This is a genomic window from Methylobacterium sp. WL12 (assembly GCF_008039475.1).
Classification (GTDB): Bacteria; Pseudomonadota; Alphaproteobacteria; order Rhizobiales; family Beijerinckiaceae; genus Methylobacterium; species Methylobacterium cerastii.
Genome location: NZ_VRUW01000068.1, coordinates 1 through 17,110, shown reverse-complemented (window position 1 = coordinate 17,110; position 17,110 = coordinate 1). Strand labels below are relative to the sequence as shown.

Annotated in this window: 15 protein-coding genes; 10 read left to right on the top strand and 5 right to left on the bottom strand. The window is 70.2% G+C overall.

The window, feature by feature from the left end:
• The first annotated feature begins 105 nt into the window (after positions 1 to 105).
• Positions 106 to 1,662, top strand: coding sequence for a glutamine-hydrolyzing GMP synthase (gene guaA, locus FV226_RS20370; RefSeq protein WP_147764316.1), 1,557 nt, complete (start codon positions 106 to 108; stop codon positions 1,660 to 1,662).
• Positions 1,663 to 1,821: 159 nt separating this feature from the next.
• Positions 1,822 to 4,119 (top strand): fused MFS/spermidine synthase, encoded by a 2,298-nt coding sequence (locus FV226_RS20365; protein WP_147764315.1) that lies wholly within the window; start codon positions 1,822 to 1,824, stop codon positions 4,117 to 4,119.
• A gap of 78 nt (positions 4,120 to 4,197) precedes the next feature.
• On the opposite strand, the gene FV226_RS20360 is transcribed toward FV226_RS20365, so the two are convergent.
• Both FV226_RS20360 and FV226_RS20355 read right to left on the bottom strand, forming a co-directional pair.
• Positions 4,198 to 5,136: an acetamidase/formamidase family protein gene (locus tag FV226_RS20360; protein ID WP_147764314.1), complete on the bottom strand. Its 939-nt coding sequence runs from the start codon at positions 5,134 to 5,136 to the stop codon at positions 4,198 to 4,200.
• A 193-nt stretch (positions 5,137 to 5,329) separates the two neighbouring features.
• Positions 5,330 to 6,943 carry an acyltransferase gene (locus tag FV226_RS20355; RefSeq protein ID WP_147764313.1) on the bottom strand — a complete coding sequence of 538 codons (1,614 nt, stop codon included), beginning with the start codon at positions 6,941 to 6,943 and terminating at the stop codon, positions 5,330 to 5,332.
• A 147-nt stretch (positions 6,944 to 7,090) separates the two neighbouring features.
• Between FV226_RS20355 and FV226_RS20350 the strand changes: the two genes are divergently transcribed.
• Complete coding sequence (locus FV226_RS20350; protein ID WP_348644123.1) at positions 7,091 to 7,558, top strand: DUF4113 domain-containing protein; 468 nt, start codon at positions 7,091 to 7,093, stop codon at positions 7,556 to 7,558.
• Entirely contained in the window at positions 7,558 to 7,824 is a 267-nt protein-coding gene (locus tag FV226_RS20345) for a hypothetical protein (RefSeq protein WP_147764311.1), read from the top strand. The genes FV226_RS20350 and FV226_RS20345 overlap by 1 nt, the downstream gene beginning before the upstream one ends.
• Positions 7,825 to 7,882: 58 nt before the next feature.
• Here the strand turns inward: FV226_RS20345 and FV226_RS20340 are convergent, their stop codons facing one another.
• Together FV226_RS20340 and FV226_RS20335 are read right to left on the bottom strand one after the other, a co-directional pair.
• The gene (locus FV226_RS20340) at positions 7,883 to 8,143 is read right to left on the bottom strand and encodes a hypothetical protein (protein WP_147764310.1); all 261 of its coding nucleotides are present in this window, start codon (positions 8,141 to 8,143) and stop codon (positions 7,883 to 7,885) included.
• A 323-nt stretch (positions 8,144 to 8,466) separates the two neighbouring features.
• Positions 8,467 to 9,114 (bottom strand): SOS response-associated peptidase family protein, encoded by a 648-nt coding sequence (locus tag FV226_RS20335; protein ID WP_147764309.1) that lies wholly within the window; start codon positions 9,112 to 9,114, stop codon positions 8,467 to 8,469.
• A 361-nt stretch (positions 9,115 to 9,475) separates the two neighbouring features.
• On the opposite strand from FV226_RS20335, the gene FV226_RS20330 reads away from it, so the two are divergent.
• The 6 genes from FV226_RS20330 to FV226_RS20305 are packed head-to-tail and all read left to right on the top strand — an operon-like array spanning position 9,476 to position 16,385.
• Positions 9,476 to 10,966 carry an ABC transporter substrate-binding protein gene (locus FV226_RS20330; RefSeq protein WP_147764308.1) on the top strand — a complete coding sequence of 497 codons (1,491 nt, stop codon included), beginning with the start codon at positions 9,476 to 9,478 and terminating at the stop codon, positions 10,964 to 10,966.
• Positions 10,966 to 11,910, top strand: coding sequence for an ABC transporter permease (locus FV226_RS20325; protein WP_147764307.1), 945 nt, complete (start codon positions 10,966 to 10,968; stop codon positions 11,908 to 11,910). Before FV226_RS20330 ends, FV226_RS20325 begins: the two co-directional genes overlap by 1 nt.
• The gene (locus FV226_RS20320; protein WP_147764306.1) at positions 11,907 to 12,830 is read left to right on the top strand and encodes an ABC transporter permease; all 924 of its coding nucleotides are present in this window, start codon (positions 11,907 to 11,909) and stop codon (positions 12,828 to 12,830) included. Before FV226_RS20325 ends, FV226_RS20320 begins: the two co-directional genes overlap by 4 nt.
• Positions 12,830 to 13,867, top strand: coding sequence for an ABC transporter ATP-binding protein (locus FV226_RS20315; RefSeq protein ID WP_246685323.1), 1,038 nt, complete (start codon positions 12,830 to 12,832; stop codon positions 13,865 to 13,867). The genes FV226_RS20320 and FV226_RS20315 overlap by 1 nt, the downstream gene beginning before the upstream one ends.
• The gene (locus FV226_RS20310; protein ID WP_147764305.1) at positions 13,867 to 14,793 is read left to right on the top strand and encodes an ATP-binding cassette domain-containing protein; all 927 of its coding nucleotides are present in this window, start codon (positions 13,867 to 13,869) and stop codon (positions 14,791 to 14,793) included. The genes FV226_RS20315 and FV226_RS20310 overlap by 1 nt, the downstream gene beginning before the upstream one ends.
• Positions 14,790 to 16,385 carry a gamma-glutamyltransferase family protein gene (locus FV226_RS20305; protein WP_147764304.1) on the top strand — a complete coding sequence of 532 codons (1,596 nt, stop codon included), beginning with the start codon at positions 14,790 to 14,792 and terminating at the stop codon, positions 16,383 to 16,385. Before FV226_RS20310 ends, FV226_RS20305 begins: the two co-directional genes overlap by 4 nt.
• Positions 16,386 to 16,910: 525 nt before the next feature.
• On the opposite strand, the gene FV226_RS20300 is transcribed toward FV226_RS20305, so the two are convergent.
• Positions 16,911 to 17,110, bottom strand: a 200-nt coding sequence (locus tag FV226_RS20300; RefSeq protein ID WP_147764303.1) for an integrase core domain-containing protein, incomplete at its 5' end; no start/stop codon positions are given.

Below are 17,110 nucleotides of genomic sequence, written 5' to 3'. Positions count from 1 at the left end.
GTGCCGCATCGGGTCCGGCGCCCATGCGCGCCGTGAACAGGCTGGCGCGGCCCGCATGCGGCGCCCGCGTTGCACGGCGCAATCGCCTCGTCTAACGCGAGGGGCATGAACACCGACCACGACAAGATCCTGATCGTCGACTTCGGCTCGCAGGTGACCCAGCTCATCGCCCGGCGCGTCCGGGAGGAGGGGGTCTATTGCGAGATCGTGCCGTTCACGAAGGCGGCCGAGGCCTTCGCCGAGACGCGGCCGAAGGGCGTGATCCTCTCGGGGGGCCCCGAATCGGTGACGAGCGACGCCTCGCCACGCACGCCCCAGGTGGTGTTCGATTCGGGCGTCCCGGTCTTCGGGATCTGCTACGGACAGCAGACGATGGCGGCGCAACTCGGCGGCGAAGTCGAGGGCGGCCACCACGCCGAGTTCGGCCGGGCCGAGATCGAGATCCTGTCCGATTGCCCGCTGTTCAAGGGCGTCTGGCACGTCGGCGAGCATTACCCGGTCTGGATGAGCCACGGCGACCGGGTCACCAAGCTGCCCGACGGCTTCACCACCGTGGCGATCTCGAAGAACGCGCCCTTCGCCGCGGTCGCCGACGAGGCACGCAACTACTACGCGGTCCAGTTCCACCCCGAGGTGGCGCACACCCCGCACGGCGCCCTGCTGATCCGCAACTTCGTGCGCGACATCGCCGGCTGCTCGGGCGACTGGACCATGGGCGCCTACCGCGCCGAGGCGATCGCCAAGATCCGCGAGCAGGTCGGCTCCGAGAAGGTGATCTGCGGCCTTTCGGGGGGCGTCGATTCCTCGGTGGCGGCGGTACTGCTGCACGAGGCCATCGGCGACCAGCTCACCTGCGTCTTCGTCGATCACGGCCTGCTGCGCATGGGCGAGGCCGAAGAGGTCGTGCGGCTGTTCCGCGACCACTACAACATCCCCCTCGTCCACGTGGAGGCGCAGGACCTGTTCCTCGACGCGCTGACCGGCGTCAGCGACCCCGAGGAGAAGCGCAAGACCATCGGCCGGCTGTTCATCGACGTGTTCGACGCGGAATCGAAGAAGATCGGCGGCGCGGCGTTCCTGGCTCAGGGCACGCTCTATCCGGACGTGATCGAGAGCGTGTCGTTCTCGGGCGGTCCGTCCGTGACGATCAAGAGCCATCACAACGTCGGCGGCCTGCCCGCGCGCATGAACATGAAGCTCGTCGAGCCCCTGCGCGAGCTGTTCAAGGACGAGGTGCGGGTGCTCGGGCGCGAGCTCGGCCTGCCCGACGCCTTCGTCGGCCGCCACCCGTTCCCCGGCCCGGGACTCGCGATCCGCTGCCCCGGCACGATCACCCCGGAAAAGCTGGAGGCCCTGCGCAAGGCCGACGCGATCTACCTCGACGAGATCCGCAAGGCCGGCCTCTACGACACGATCTGGCAGGCCTTCGCGGTGATCCTGCCGGTGAAGACCGTCGGCGTGATGGGCGACGGGCGCACCTACGACCACGTCTGCGCGCTGCGCGCCGTCACCTCCGTCGACGGCATGACCGCCGACTTCTACCCGTTCGACATGGCCTTCCTCGGCCGAGTCGCGACCCGGATCATCAACGAGGTGAAGGGCATCAACCGCGTCACCTACGACATCACCTCGAAGCCCCCCGGCACGATCGAGTGGGAGTGATCCCGGCTGCGTTCGACCAGCCCGGATTTACTGCACACGCAGGCCCCTCAGGCGGTGCCGACGCCATGCCGACCGCCTGAAACATGTGGCTTGAGGGACGGTTAAGCCCCTTTCGCTAAGCTCTGCGCCTTACCGAACTCGGGCCAGGGAACGCGAACGATGACAGCCGGCAGGGCCGATCCGATCGGCGTCGACGCGCCGGGGGCCGCCGCGCCGGTCGGCCGCGACCTCGCCCAGACGCTGGTCTTCGCCGGCACCCTGCTGCTCGCCGCCTTCCTGCTGTTCGCCCTGCAGCCGATCTTCACCAAGCGCGTCCTGCCGGTGCTCGGCGGCACGCCGGCGGTGTGGTCCGTGGCGACCGTGGTGTTCCAGGGTCTGCTGCTGGCCGGCTATGCCTACGCCCACGCGATGACGCGCTGGCTGACCTTGCGCGCCTCGGTCGTCGTGCACGGCCTCGTGCTGCTCGCCGGCTCGACGTTCCTGCCGATCGCGGTCGCGACCGAGGCCGGCGCGGCGCAGGGCGGCGACGAGGCGCTTTGGCTCGTCGGCCTGTTCCTCGCGTCGGTCGGCGCGCCGTTCTTCGCCCTGTCGGCGAGCGCGCCGCTGCTGCAGGCCTGGTACGCCCGCTCGGGCAACGCCCGGGCGCAGGACCCGTACTTCCTCTACCGCGCCTCCAACCTCGGCTCGTTCGCAGCGTTGATCGCCTACCCGCTGGCGATCGAGCCGGTCTTCGGGCTCGCCGAGCAGACCCGGCTGTGGTCGGCCGGCTATGCGCTCGCCGCCGGCGCGGTCGCGGCCTGCGCGCTCACCGTCCTCGGTGGCGCGCACAGTCGCGGCCCGGTCGCAGTGACGCCCGAGGTGGCTTGCGCCGCCCCGAGCCTAGCGAGCCGCCTCGCCTGGGTCGGCCTTTCGGCCGTGCCGTCCGGCCTGCTCGTCGCCGTCACCGCCCACGTCACCACCGACGTCGCCGCGATCCCGCTGATGTGGGTGCTGCCGCTGGCGCTCTACCTCCTCACCTTCGTCATCACCTTCCGCTCGCTCGCGACCTGGCCCGAGCGTCCCCTCGCGGCGGTGCAGGTGGCGGGGACCGCCGTCGTCCTTGGCGCGGCCATGATCGGGCGTCTGCCCTTCGCCGCCGACCTGCCGCTCAGCCTCGGCCTCTGCTTCGTCGCGGGCCTCGTCGCCCACCGGGCGGTCTACCGCCTGCGGCCGGCCCCGAGCCGGCTGACCGAGTTCTATCTCTGCACCTCGCTCGGCGGCATGCTCGGAGGCCTGTTCGCCGCGCTGATCGCGCCGAGACTGTTCTCGACGGTGGCCGAATATCCGATCCTGCTGGTGGCGGCGCTCGCCTGCCGGCCCGGCGCCCTGGTCGCCCTGCGGTTCGCCGCCGGGGCGGCCCTGCGGCGGCTTTCCGTGTCGCTGGCCGGCGCGGCCGGCCTCGCCCTCCTCGCGCGGTTCGCGCCCGAGGCGGCGCCTTCCGTGGCCGCCGCGATCATGATGACGATCCTGCTGCTGAGCTGGCGCGCGCCGCGGGCGGCGTTCGGCCGTGCCGCCCTGTTCTGTGCGCTGGTGCTGGCGATGCCGCTCCTGTCGGCACAGGACGTGGAGAACCGGCGGAGCTTCTTCGGCGTCCACCGCATCGAGACCGACCCGCAGGGGCGCTTCCGCCTCCTCGCGCACGGGACGACCCTGCACGGGGCAATGCGCATCCGCGAGGACGACGGGCGCCCGGCCCTCGGGCGCCCGGAGCCGACGACCTACTACGCTACCGGCCATGCGATCGCAGACGTGCTCGAAGTCGCCCGCAACGCCTACGGGCCGCTGCCGCGCGTGTCGGTGGTCGGGCTCGGCGCGGGCAGCCTCGCCTGCCAGGCACGCCCGGGCGAAGCCTGGACCTTCTACGAGATCGATCCGGAGGTCGTCCGGATCGCCAGTGACCCGACCCGGTTCCGCTTCCTCTCAGCCTGCGCGCCCACGGCCCGCATCGTTCAGGGCGACGCCCGCCTGACGCTCGCCCGCGCAACGGAGCCGACGCGCGTCCTCATCGTCGACGCGTTCTCCTCCGACGCGATCCCGATGCACCTGCTGACGGGCGAAGCGCTGGCCCTCTACCGCGACCGCCTCGACGCGCAGGGCGTGCTGGCGCTCCACGTCTCGAACCAGCATTTCGACCTGCGGCCGGCGCTGGCCCGAGCCGCGGCGGAGCGGGGCCTGACGCTGCTTCAGCGCATCGACGCAATCGACGAGCCGATCGAGCGCCGCTACCGCATGCGCGCGATGGTGGTGATCGCGACCCGCGATCCGGCGATTACGCGCGAGGCCGAGCGCCTCGGCTGGACGCGGGTCGCGCCCGACCTGACTCGCCGGCCGTGGACCGACGACTACGCCAACGTGCTGGAAGCCTTCCTCGACCTGATGCGCCTGCGCCTCGGGGGCGGTCTCGCTGCCGGACATTGAGCACGCCCCGCTCTCGGCCCACGCGCGAATTCGACCTCGCTGACAGCGCGGTCTTCGCCACCATGAAGCCGACCGCACTCACAGCGCAGTCTTGGGCATCAGCATGTGCACGCCCTTGTTGCCGTCGACCGTCTGCGTGATGCGCAGGTTTCCGGTGAGCGAGCACAGCATGTAGGCTTGGTTGCGGGTGAGCCCGGTGCGGGCGCAGACGTGGCGCACCATCTCGCGCACCGCCTGCCGCATCGCCTCGTCGAGGCTTTCGTGCAGGCCGATCGACATCAGGTCGGTGGGCGTCTCGGCGAACGGCCATTCGTAGCCGAGGTCCTTGCGCACGGTAAGGCGGAAGGTGCCGGTGAGCCCGGTCTCCAGCGCCGTGATGCAGACCTCGCCGTCGCCCTGCACGCCGTGGCCGTCCCCGGCGTAGAACCCGGCGCCGGCGTTGTAGACCGGCAGGTAGAGGGTCGCGCCGACCTTCAGCTCCTTGTTGTCCATGTTGCCGCCGAAGCCGCGCGGCACCGCCGTGCCGACGCGGCCCCAGGCGGCGGACGGCGCCGTGCCGAGGATGCCGAAGAACGGATCGAGCGGCAGCTCGGTGCCCCACGGCAGCACGCAGACGCCGCGCGCCACGTCGATGTCCGGGTGGATGGTCTCGTACTCGGTGAACTCGTCGGGCAGCGTCCCCAGCAGCGGCAGGATCGAGACGGAGCCCCAATCCTGACGGAACGCCAGGTCAAGGATCTCCACCTGCAGCACGTCGCCGGGCTCGGCGCCGCGGACGTGGACCGGGCCGGTGACGAAGTGCGGGCCGGGGCCGGGGACGCATTGATCGAGCACCGCCAAGTGCTCGGCCGAGACCCGCGCGGGGTCGGGATGCAGCGTCGCCCGCGCACCTGCGGGAAAGGAATGCAGCGTGACCGTGTCGCCCGACTCGATCTCCAGCACCGGCGGCAGCGCGGTGTCGAAGTATCCGAGCACCATCGTGTCGGGGACGGCCGGAATCTCGTGATGCGTCGGCATGCGCGCTCCTGGGTTGGGTTCGCCGGGTCCTAGCGACGAGTTCGGTCCGCGCGTCGCGCGCTCCGCCTGCCGACGCCTTGTGGGACGACACCGATGCAATCGCCGAACCAGCGGGCGCCCTCGCCAGGCCGCCGCAGGGAGAGGGCGGCGCGAGCGGATCAGCATCTGACGCCCGCGGCGGCTCACTCTCGCGTCATCGCGCGGGTTGCGGGACCGGCAGCACCGCCATCAGGCCGCCCTCGTCGACGAGGGCGGCGACGATCGTCTCCGGGCCGCAGGCCTCGGCGGGAATGCGGGTGCGGAACCCGATGCGCCGCGTGCCCATCCCCTCGAAGCCCGGCTGCGCGGCAAGGTCCCGGCGGAGGCGCCGCGGCTTGTCCAGGGCGACGAGGCGTCCTCCGCAGAACAGGGCCAGTTGCAGGCCGCGGCTCGGGCGGCCCGGATCGAAGGCGTAAGCCGTGATCAGGAACTCCGTCTGCGACAGGCGCTCGACCGACTCGACGGCCCCGCGCAGGGCGGAGGGCAAGGCGAGACCGCGCTCGGTGATCGCCAGCTCGGCCTGCCTCGGCGCGGTCCAGGCGCCGGCGGGTAGAACGCCGATCGCGGTGCGCGCGCGGCTCTCGGCGAGGGCGTCGCGCGCCGTCTCCACGCTGCCCCAGAGGGCGCAGCCGAGGAAGACGACGAGGAAGGTGGCCACCGCCCGCTTCAGCGCGGCCGGCGTCAGGGCATCGATCCGCCGGCGGAGGCGCCGGTAGACCGCGACGTCGAGGGGGCCGAGTAGGGCGGCGACCAGCAGGGCGCCCGCGACGGCGATGCCGGCGTAAGCCGCGCCCGGCCAGTCCGTTGGGCAGGCCCAGCTCGCCAGCATCAGCACCGGCGGATGCGCGAGGTAAAGCACGTAGCTCCAATCCCCCAGCGCGATCACCGCCCGCGCCGCCGGGCGATCCCGGGGGAGGGCGGGCGCGGTGACGGCGGCGCCCACGATCAGGATTGCGGCGACGCCGCCGATCCAGCGCGCGGCGGCGGTGTCGACGAAGGCGCAAAGCACCACCAAGGGCAGGGCCAGCAGCGCGGTCGCCGGACGCACCCACCCCGCCGCGATCAGGCGCGGCAGCAGCAGGCCCCCCGCGAAGGGCGCGCAGGCCGCCGTGACCGGCACGAGGTAGAGCGGCGGCGGCATCAGGCTGCGGCTGTCGGGGGGCAGCAGCGGGAAGGCGACGGCCAGAAGGACCAGCCAGCAGGCGGCGACGGGAACGAGGCGGCGCGCCCACCCCGCCGCGGCGAGCAGGAACAATCCGACGTAGAAGGACAGTTCCAGGGCGAGCGTCCACTCCACGTTGAGCGGCGAGCCGCGCACGCCGCCCGGCGCAAGCGACAGGGCCAGCACCGACACGCCGCCGAAGGGTAGGCCAAAAGCCGCGAAGACGCCGGCGAACAGGGACACGACCGCGAGATAGGTCGGGAAGATGCGCCCGACCCGATGCGCCAGGAACACGAGCGGCGCGTCGCGGGTGACGAGCCGGGCCATCAGGAACCCGGACAGGGCGAAGAAGATCGCCACGCCCCAGACGCCCATCAGGTGGTCCAGGGCCGCGAACGGCCGCCCGGCCCCGCGCAGGGCCTGCCCGTACACCGCGACGTGGTGCACGAGGACGAGGCAAGCCGCGAACGCCCGCAAAATTTGCAGGTTCGCGATCTCCCCACCCGGACGCGCGATCCCGGTGACCGCGGGCCCCGCCTGCATCGGCACGGCGGGCGGTGCCGGCGCGATGGCGGCGGCAAAATCTCGGCGGGGGCGGTCAAGCATCGCTGCGGCTTCGAACGGTGTGCTGAGCCCAGCACATATCAACGCCGATCTCCTTGGAAACAACAAGAAACATGGCCGACCGGCCGGCGAGGTCCACGGTATCGGCCAGGCGTCGCTCGCCAAGTTCGAGCCATGGGTGTCGAAAGCATGGCAGGTTTCGCCGACCTCGACCCGCGTCCAGTGCGCGAGGCGCTGACGGTGGTGGGCGAGCCCAACATCCACGAGCTGCGTGGCCTGTCCTGCCTGCCGCTCGGCGCGCTCCCGGCCCAGCGTAAGGGCTGCGCGGTGACCCGCTCGTTCTCGATTCCGATCGAGGATCGCGCCAGGCGGGAGTCCGGCGCCCGACCGTGGCGGCTCGGCAAGCCCGGGATCGTCACCACCGACCTGATGCTGCTCGACGCCAGCCCGCGCGCTCTGATCGGCCAGCTCGACCGCGAGCGCTCCGGCCTGCTGATGGCAGCGGTCGACGCCTGCAACGCCCGCTTCGGCCGCGGCAGCGTCGTCCCAGCCCGCGCCGGCCTCGTGGAGAAGCGGACGTGGAGCACGAAGTTCGAGATGCGGACGCCGCGCTACACGACGCAGGTCAGCGAGCTGCCGATCGCGGTGGCGGTCTGATGGAGCGCCTGTGCGACCTGCGCGGGCGCCGCCTCGTCGTAGAGTGCCCGCCGTGCAAGCGGCGCGGAACCTACAACCTAGCGCGGTCCCGACAGCGGTTCGGCGAGCTTGCCGGCCTCTCCGACGTGTACCCGCGGCTGACGCAGGCGTACCGCTACCAGAAGCCAGTCGGATCGCGCGAGCCCAACCCGTTCGGTCAGACTTGCCGCGCCGCGATCGGCGTCGAGGGTGGCGACGGGCGCGCAAGCTTGCCCTCGCGGACCTAACCGGTACGCAAGGGCCGCTGCTGGATCAAAAACGACCTGCGCGATACGATCGAGGGAATCAGAAGTTCCTCTTCCACCCACGGGCGGAGGGATTGCCGCGGCGCATGTGCTTCATACGGTGCATACGGTGATGCATGCGGACGGCTTCAACGTTTGAAGCGGCAGATCCTCCCACAGTAAGCGCTGACGTCAGACGCACGGCAGACGCGGTTCCGGCCAGGCCGAGAGCGGACCCGACGACGAAGATCGAAGCAAGGCCGATGGTCTTGAGCATGATGGTCTCCTGATCGTGCGGCACCGCATCATGCTCGCTGATCATCAAACCTCTGATTGCGGTCTGCCATTCCTCCCCCGGCTCAGTACGTGGACTGCGAGACTTGGCGTCAGTCACCTGATCAGGTCATCGTGCCACGTTGTGCAATCACACCACCTGCATCGTGCGCAGTTCGGCGGTCAGATTGTCCAACGTTGGCTGCTCCGTGAGGGACTTGCCACTCCCGTCGCGCCAGACGCCGACTTCGGCGTGCCGCCTTCGCACGTCACCGATGTAGTGGCACCTGTCAATGCGCGCGGGCCGCGGGTCGAGGTCTTCGATCCTAGCGATGGTACTGTGATAATGCGGTTCCAGTAGGGACCGCGCCTTCAAGCTCCGTCCCGCTTCGCGCCTCGCGCAACGACCTTGAGAGCGCCGTCGCGCAAAGGCCGTTGCAGTTTGGCGGCTTCCGGCCATTCCGCCGACAACCACGTCTCGTGTTCGTCGGCAGTGGTGAGGATCGCCGGCATCGCCTTCGGATGGATCTCGCCGACCTCGGCGTTCGGCTCCGTCGTCAGGAAGGCATACAGGTCGTCCACGGTTTCGCCGTCCTTGACCTTGCGGACGGATTTCCACCCGTCGAGCAGGATGCCCGCGAAACACGCCAGCGGGCGGTGCTCTCCAAGCGCGAACCAGATATCGCCGCCGGCTTTCACGTTGAACTCGCTGAAGGAGGTCAGGGGCACGAGGCAGCGATGATGAGGTTTCAACCATCGCCGCCAGTGCGGCGACCGGGTGTTGCGGACATTGGTGACGCCTGCATCGACCTTCTTGCCCTTCAGTGCGAACTCCGGCGACGGCATGCCCCAGCGCATCATCGCCAGCGTGCGTTCTCCTTCCCGCATCCGCACGACCGGTGCCATCGTGTTCGGAAAGATGCCCGGCAGCGGCGGCAGGTTGCCGGCCTCGTCGCGCTGAACGCCGAAGGCTTTCCGGATCGCGTCCTGACCTTTGTTGAGGCTGTAGAGGTTGCACATGCCTGCACCGTGCGACGGTCAGGTCCGCGAGGGCAAGCCCCTCCGTCCGCCCCCGCTACTGACACAGCACACGGCACGGATGCCGCAGCTGAGAAGCGCGGTACGTCTCACCACGCGCGCATGTCTGTCAAAGAGTCCTATCCCGCGCTCGTGAAGCGGACACTCGCGCATCGCCGGTTCACGATGCATGCCCGCTGATCTCACTCTGAATTGCCCATGCCCAGGAGGGGGTGCGAAATCCGTTCCCCGGCATCAAGATGGCATGGTTGGTGCACTGCATTCAAAACACAAGTTGCCCCCGATCTCGCGGCGGCACATCATTCGCGCCCCGGCCCCGGGCCGCCCGTGACGGAAAGTCTCGATGTTGCGTCTGTCGGCTGCCTGCCTGATCGCGGGTGTTCTCCTGTCCACGCCGCTCTCCGCCCAGACCCTGCGTTATGGCATGATGGAGGACCCGGATGCGCTCGACCCGACGCTGGCCCGCACCTTCGCCAGCCGAATGGTCTTCACCGCGCTCTGCGACAAGCTCGTCGACATCGGCACGGACCTGAAGCCGGTGCCGCAGCTCGCGACCGCGTGGGAGCTCTCGTCCGACGAGAAGACGCTCACGATGCATCTGCGGCCGGGCGTGAAATTCCACGACGGCGAGCCTTTGAATGCGGCGGCCGCCAAGTTCTCGATCGAACGCCATCTCAAGATGCCGGGCTCGCAGCGCCGCAGCGAGATCGCGCCGATCGACGCCGTCGAGGTCGTCGACGACCTGACCTTCAAGATCGTCCTCAAGGCGCCGTTCGCCCCGCTCATGGCGCAGTTCACCGACCGCGCCGGAATGATGGTCTCGCCGAAGGCCGCCGAGCGGCTCGGCGACAAGTTCTCGACCGCCCCGGTCTGCGCCGGCCCCTTCAAGTTCGTCGAGCGGGTGCCGCAGGACCGGATCGTGGTCGAGCGTTTCCCGGATTACTGGAACAAGGACCAGATCCACATCCAACGGATCGAGTTCCGCCCGATCCCCGATGCCACGGTACGCCTGACGAACCTGCGCGCCGGCCAGCTCGACATACTGGAGCGCCTGGCCCCGACCGACGTCCCTCAGGTGACCCGCGATGCCAAGCTGAAGCTCGGCTCGGTCTACGAGCTCGGCTTCCAATCGTTGCTGCTCAACCCCGCGAAGGCCAGCTCGCCGCTCGGCGACCCGCGCGTGCGGCAGGCGCTCGAGCTGTCGATCGACCGCAACGCGCTGAACCAGGTGGTGTTCAACGGCGAGTTCCTGGCCGGCAACCAGTGGGTCTCGCCCAAGCATCCGAACTACGTCAAGGAATACCCGGTGCCGAAGCGCGACGTCGCCAAGGCGAAGGCCCTGCTCGCCGAGGCCGGCCAGCCCAAGCCGCAGATCACGCTCTCGGTCTACGCCAACAGCGAGGCGCCGCAGGTCGGGCAGGTGATCCAAGCCATGGCCAAGGAGGCCGGCTTCGACATCAAGATCCAGGCGGCCGACTTCACCACGCTGCTCGACATGGCCGACAAGGGCAACTTCGAGGCCTACCTCTATTCCTGGAGCGGCCGACCGGACCCGGACGGCAACACCTTCAGCTTCCTCGGGTGCAAGACGCCGCTGAACTACACGCGCTATTGCAACGCCGACGCCGACGCGGCGCTCCAGGCCGAGCGTGGCACCGTCGACACGGCCAAGCGTCAGGCCGCCTGGAAGAGCCTGGCCGACCGGGTCTTGACGGATCGTCCGGTCGTCTACCTTCTGCACCGAAAGCTGCTCTGGGCCTACGCGAACAAGCTCACCGGGTTCGTCGCCTACCCGGACGGGCTCGCCCGGTTCACGGGGTTGAAGCTGAACTGATGCTGCGGTTCCTCGCAAGACGCTTGGCACTCGCGGTCCCGACCCTGATCCTGGCCTCGATGATCATCTTCGCCCTGCAGCAATTGCTGCCGGGCGACACCGCGACCGCTTTGTCCGGTGAGGAGCGCGACCCGGAGGTGATCGCGTTCATCCGCGACAAGTACCACCTCGATCGGCCGCTCCCCGTTCGCTACGGCTACTGGGCGGCGGGCGTCCTCGGCGGCGATCTCGGCGAATCGATCCGCCTGCAGAAGCCGGTCTCGGAACTCGTCGCCGAGAAGCTGCCAGTGACGCTGGAGCTCGCCTGCCTCGCCATGCTGGTGGCGCTCGCCATCGGCGTGCCGATGGGCATCCTCTCGGCGGTCCGGCGCGGCACCTGGGCCGACACGCTGGCCAACGGCGTCGCGCTCTGGGGCCTGTCGATCCCGAACTTCTGGCTCGGCATCCTGATGATCCTGCTGTTCTCGGTGCAGCTCGGCTGGCTGCCGGCCTCCGGCTACGTGCCGCCCTCCGAGAGCTTGTGGGAGAACCTCAAGGCGATGGCGATGCCGGCCTTCGTGCTCGGCAACGCGATCAGCGCGGTGATGATGCGCCACACCCGGGCGGCGATGCTCGGCGTGCTCGGCTCCGACTACGTCCGCACGGCGCGCGCCAAAGGCGTCTCGCCCCTGCGGCTCGTGCTGCGGCATGCGCTGCCCAACGCCGCGATCCCGATCATCACGCTCGGCGCCCTCGAGTTCGGGCAGCTGCTGTCCGGCGCGGTTCTGACCGAGCAGATCTTCTCGGTGCCGGGCTTCGGGAAGCTGATGGTCGACGCCGTGTTCAATCGCGACTTCGCCACCGTGCAGGGCGTCGTGATCTGCACCGCCGCCACCTATGTCGGCCTCAACCTCGCCGCGGACGTGCTGGCGGCGGTCGTCAACCCGAAGCTGAGGCGGGCATGAGCGGGATCGATCGCGACGGCGCCGCGCTCCTGCCGTCCCCCACGGTGGCGAAGGGACGACGGGTGCCTCTGCCCCGCGAGCCCGGTACGCTCCGCGCCTTCTGGCGCCGGCTGCGGGCGCGGCGGAGCGCCGTGGTCGGGCTGGTCATCGTCGTCGGGCTCGTCCTGATGGCGGTGTTCGCTGCATGGATCGCGCCCTACGACCCGACGGAGACCGATTGGGGCGCGGTGCGAGCCGCCCCGTCGCTCTCCCACCCGTTCGGCGGCGACGAGGTCGGGCGCGACGTGCTCGCGCGCATCGTCTACGGGGCGCGGGCCTCGCTCGGTGCCGGCCTCGTCTCGGTGGCGCTCGCCGTCTCGCTCGGCCTGCCGCTGGGGCTCGTCGCCGGCTATGCCGGCGGCTGGGTCGACGGGGCGATCATGCGGCTCACCGATGCGTTGCTGGCGATCCCGTTCCTGATCCTGGCGATCGCGCTCGCAGCCTTCCTCGGTCCGAGCCTGACCAACGCCATGGTGGCGATCGGCCTGTCGGCGACCTCCACCTTCGTCCGGCTCACCCGCGCGCAGGTCCAGGCGGTGGCGGCGGAGGAGTTCGTGGAGGCGGCGCGCTCGGTCGGCAACCCGCCCTGGCGGATCGCGCTGGTGCACATCCTGCCCAACATCGTGCCGGCGATCCTGGTCCAGGCGACGCTCACCATCGCGGCGGCGATCATCGCCGAAGCGAGCCTGTCGTTCCTCGGGCTCGGCCAGCAGCCGCCCGAGCCGAGCTGGGGCGCGATGCTCAACGTCGCCAAGAATTTCCTCGACCAGGCGCCGTGGATGGCGATCTGGCCCGGGCTGTCGATCTTCCTCGCCGTGCTCGGCTTCAACCTGTTCGGCGACGGCCTGCGCGACGCCCTCGATCCGAGAGGCAGGACCTGATGGCGGCGGAGATGGGCGGCGCCCCCCTCCTCGAGGTCCGCGACCTCGCGGTCGCCTTCGACACCGACGGCGGTGCCGGCCACGCCGTCAACGGCGTGTCCTACGCGCTTCGCGAGGGCGAGACGCTCGGAATCGTCGGCGAATCCGGCTCGGGCAAGAGCGTGCACGTGCTGGCGATGCTCGGGCTGATCCCGCGCCCGCCCGGCCGGATCACCGGCGGGCAGGTGCTGTTCCAGGGGCGCGACCTCCTGAGCCTTCCCGAGAAGGCCCTGCGCCGGGTGCGCGGCGGCGAGATCGGGTTCGTGTTCCAGGACCCGATGAGCTCGCTCAACCCCGGCATGACCGTGGCGGCGCAGATCATCGAGCCGCTGCGCATCCATCTCGGCCTCGACCGCCGCGCCGCCCGCGCGCGGGCACGGGAGCTCCTCGACCTCGTCCGCATCCCGAATGCGGCCGGCCGCCTCGACCAGTACCCTCACGAGTTCTCCGGTGGCCAGCGCCAGCGCGTGATGATCGCCGTCGGCCTCGCATGCCGGCCGAAGATCCTCATCGCCGACGAGGCGACTACGGCCCTCGACGTGACGGTGCAGGCCGAGATCGTCGCGCTGGTCCAGGACCTGAAGCGCGAGATCGGCATGGCGATCATCTGGATCACCCACGATCTGGGCGTCGTCGCCGGCATCAGCGACACGGTGCAGGTGATGTATGCCGGGCGCATCCTCGAGCGCGGCCCGGTGGACGACGTCTTCGCCGACCCGCGCAGCGCCTACACCCTCGGTCTGCTGCGCTCGCTGCCCGACCTCACACGGGGGCGGGCCGGGCGCGGGCGCCTGCGTCAGATCGAGGGCGCTCCGCCGGACATGCGCGTCCCGCCGCCCGGCGACCCGTTCGCGCCGCGCAACGCCTACGCGACCGCCCGCTGCCGCTCCGAGATGCCTCCGCTGGTCCAGGCGAAGGGCGCCGCGCCGGGTCATCTCGTGGCCGCCTGGTACGACCTTCCCGAAATCCTCTCCCACGAAGCGGAGCGTGCGCGGTGATGCGGGCCTCGGACGAACCGATCATCTCGGTGCGCAACCTGTCGAAGCACTATCCGCTGCGGTCGTGGTGGGGCGGCAAGGGGTCCGTGTTCCGGGCGGTGGAGAATGTCAGCTTCGACATCCGCCCCGGCGAGACCCTTGGGCTCGTAGGCGAATCCGGCTCGGGGAAGTCCACGATCGGTCGCGCCGTGACCATGCTGAACCCGCCGACCGAAGGCAGCGTCGCTTTTGAGGGCACGGACCTGGCCATGCTTTCGGCCAAGGCGATGCGCGCGAAACGCGCCCGGATCCAGACTGTGTTCCAGGATCCCTACGCGGCTCTGAACCCGCGGATGAGCGTCGGCGACTACGTCTCCGAAGCGTTCAAGCTGCACCGGCCGGACATGAGCCGTGCCGAGCGCCGCGAGGCGGTGGCCGGGCTGTTCGAGCGCGTCGGACTGGAGCCGCGTTTCGCCGGGCGGTTCCCGCACCAGTTCTCCGGCGGCCAGCGCCAGCGCGTCTGCATCGCCCGCGCCATCGCGCTCAAACCGAGCTTCATCGTCGCCGACGAGCCGATCGCGGCGCTCGACGTCTCGATCCAGGCCCAGGTGGTCAACCTGTTGCAGGACCTACAGGCCGAGCTCGGCCTGTCTTACCTGTTCATCTCTCACGACCTGCGCATGGTGCGCTACCTGTGCCACCGGGTCGCCGTGCTCTGGCGCGGCCGCATCGTCGAGCTGGCCGAGAGCGACGCGCTCTACGACGACCCGCGCCATCCTTACACCCGCCGCCTGCTCGGCGCCGTACCGGTGCCTGTGCCGGCGGTCGAGCGGGCGCGCCTGGCCGCCGAGAGCGCCGCACCGGCTTCCGCCATCGCCGAAGGCGGCGACCTCGTCGAGGTCGCGCCCGGCCATTGGGTCGCCACCCTACCTGAGGATCGCCCATGAGGAATTTCGAGGGACCGGGCCGCTCGCCCGTCTACGCGGCGCAGGCCGCGGTCGCGACCTCGCATCCGGCTTCGACGCTGGTGGCGATCGAGACCCTGCGCGCGGGCGGCAACGCCGTCGATGCGGCGATCGCGGCGGTGGCGGTGCAATGCGTCGTCGACCCGCTGATGACCGGCATCGGCGGCGACTGCTTCGCGCTGTATTTGCCCAAGGGCGCCTCGGTGCCGGTGGCGATCGACGGCTCCGGCCGCAGCCCGGCGGCGGCCGACGCCGCGTGGTACCGCGAACACGGCGTCGCGATCGAGCCGGATTCCCCGCACGCGGTGACCGTGCCCGGCGCGGTGGCGGCGTGGCAGAAGCTCGTCGCAGACCACGGCACCCGTTCGCTCGGCGAGCTGCTGCAGCCGGCGATCCGGCTGGCCGAGGAGGGCTTTCCCGTCCAGCCGCGGGTCGGCTGGGACTGGGCGCGCAACGTCGCCCGCGTCGCAGGCGATCCCCACGCCGCCGCCACCTACCTCATCGACGGCCGCGCGCCCGCGATCGGCACGGTGGTGCGATTGGAAGAACTCGCCGCGACGCTCCGGCGGATCGCCCGCGAGGGCGCGCGCGGTTTCTACGAGGGGCCGGTGGCCGACGACCTCGTCGGTCGCCTGCGGCAACTCGGCGGCCTCCACACCCTGGAGGATTTCGCGCGCGCCGCACCGGACGTGGTCACCCCGATCAGCACGCGCTACCGCGGCTACGACGTCTACGAGTGCCCGCCCGCCGGCCAGGGGCTCGCGGCGCTGATGATGCTCAACGTGCTGAAGCCCTTCGACGTGGCGGGGCTCTCGGACCTCGACCGGGTCCACCTCTTCGCCGAAGCCTGCAAGCAGGGCTACCACCACCGCGACGCGCTGTTCGGCGACCCGGCGCTCCAGGCGATCCCGGTGGAGCACCTGCTTTCCGACGCCTGGCAGGCCGCCGCCCACGGGGCGATCGACATGGGCCGGGCGCAGGCGCCCACGCTTTATCCCGAGATCCGCGCCGAGGTCGCGGCCCGCGCGCACAAGGACACGGTCTACCTCTGCGTGGTCGACCGGGACGGCAACGCGATCTCGCTGATCAACTCGATCTTCCAGGGCTTCGGCTCCGGCATCCTCGGGCCGTCGAGCGGCGTGCTGCTGCACAACCGCGGCCTGTCGTTCCGCACGGAAGCCGGCCACCCCAACACGATCGGCCCGTCCAAGCGCCCGATGCACACCATCATCCCCGGCATGCTGATGCGGAACGGACGCGCGGTCGCGCCCTTCGGCGTGATGGGCGGGCACTACCAGGCGATGGGCCACGTCGAGCTGCTGACCGGGCTGATCGACCGCGGCCTGGACCCGCAAGAGGCGCTCGATGCGCCGCGCAGCTTCGCCTACGGCGGTACCCTGGAACTCGAAGGCGGCCTCTCCGGCCTCACCGCCGAGCTGAAAGGCCGCGGCCACGACGCACTCCCCGCGCCCCTGCCGCTCGGCGGCGGTCAGGTGATCTGGATCGACCATGAAGCCGGCATGCTCGCGGCCGGCTCGGACCCCCGCAAGGATGGCAGCGCGCTGGGTTACTGAGGCCGCTCGACGCTTGGTCTGCCCCGGGTCGGGACTCCGATGTCGGACCGTGAGACAGCAAGGGGGCTCCAGTCGCGACACCGTTGACCTGCCGGTGACAGATCAAGCGCACCGTGCTTTCGAACCGGGCTCGGGGCCGGTTCGCTGGAGAGATGAACGAAGCACCCGTCATCCCGCGATCAGATCGGGGGCGGGCCTGCTTTTTTGGTAGCGTTCCATTAAGTGCCTGCTAACTGCAAGCCGACACCCTTGGACGCATGTCGAAGCGTACCAAGCGAGCTACACGAGCCCTTCTCTGGATGGCGGCGTTGACCCTCTGCGGTTTCGCAGCGGTCATGCTGATGCAAGCCAATCGACCGCCGGATCAGGTAGCAAGGCGGACGACGGACGGAGATCCGATCACGACCGGCTCGATACAGCCCGCACCCATGCGCTGGTGTGGAGCGGCTGCGTGGTGCCGGTGATAAGCTTTCGTTGATCGCAACCCAATCTGATCGGCCCCCACGAGGTGGTCCAAAGGTAAAGTTAGTGCACGGTGGGCCGCTCCGCCACGGGTAGCTTGGCCGGCGGAGCTGGTCTGGCAAGCGCAGCCGGCCAGGCGGAGAAGGCTGGCATGAACACCTCCGGGGCCGGCGGTCGGTATCCCAGAGAGGCATGCGGGCGCACGCCGTTGTAGTGACGTCGCCAGCTTTCGATCACGACCTGCGCTTCTCTGAGTGTGTAGA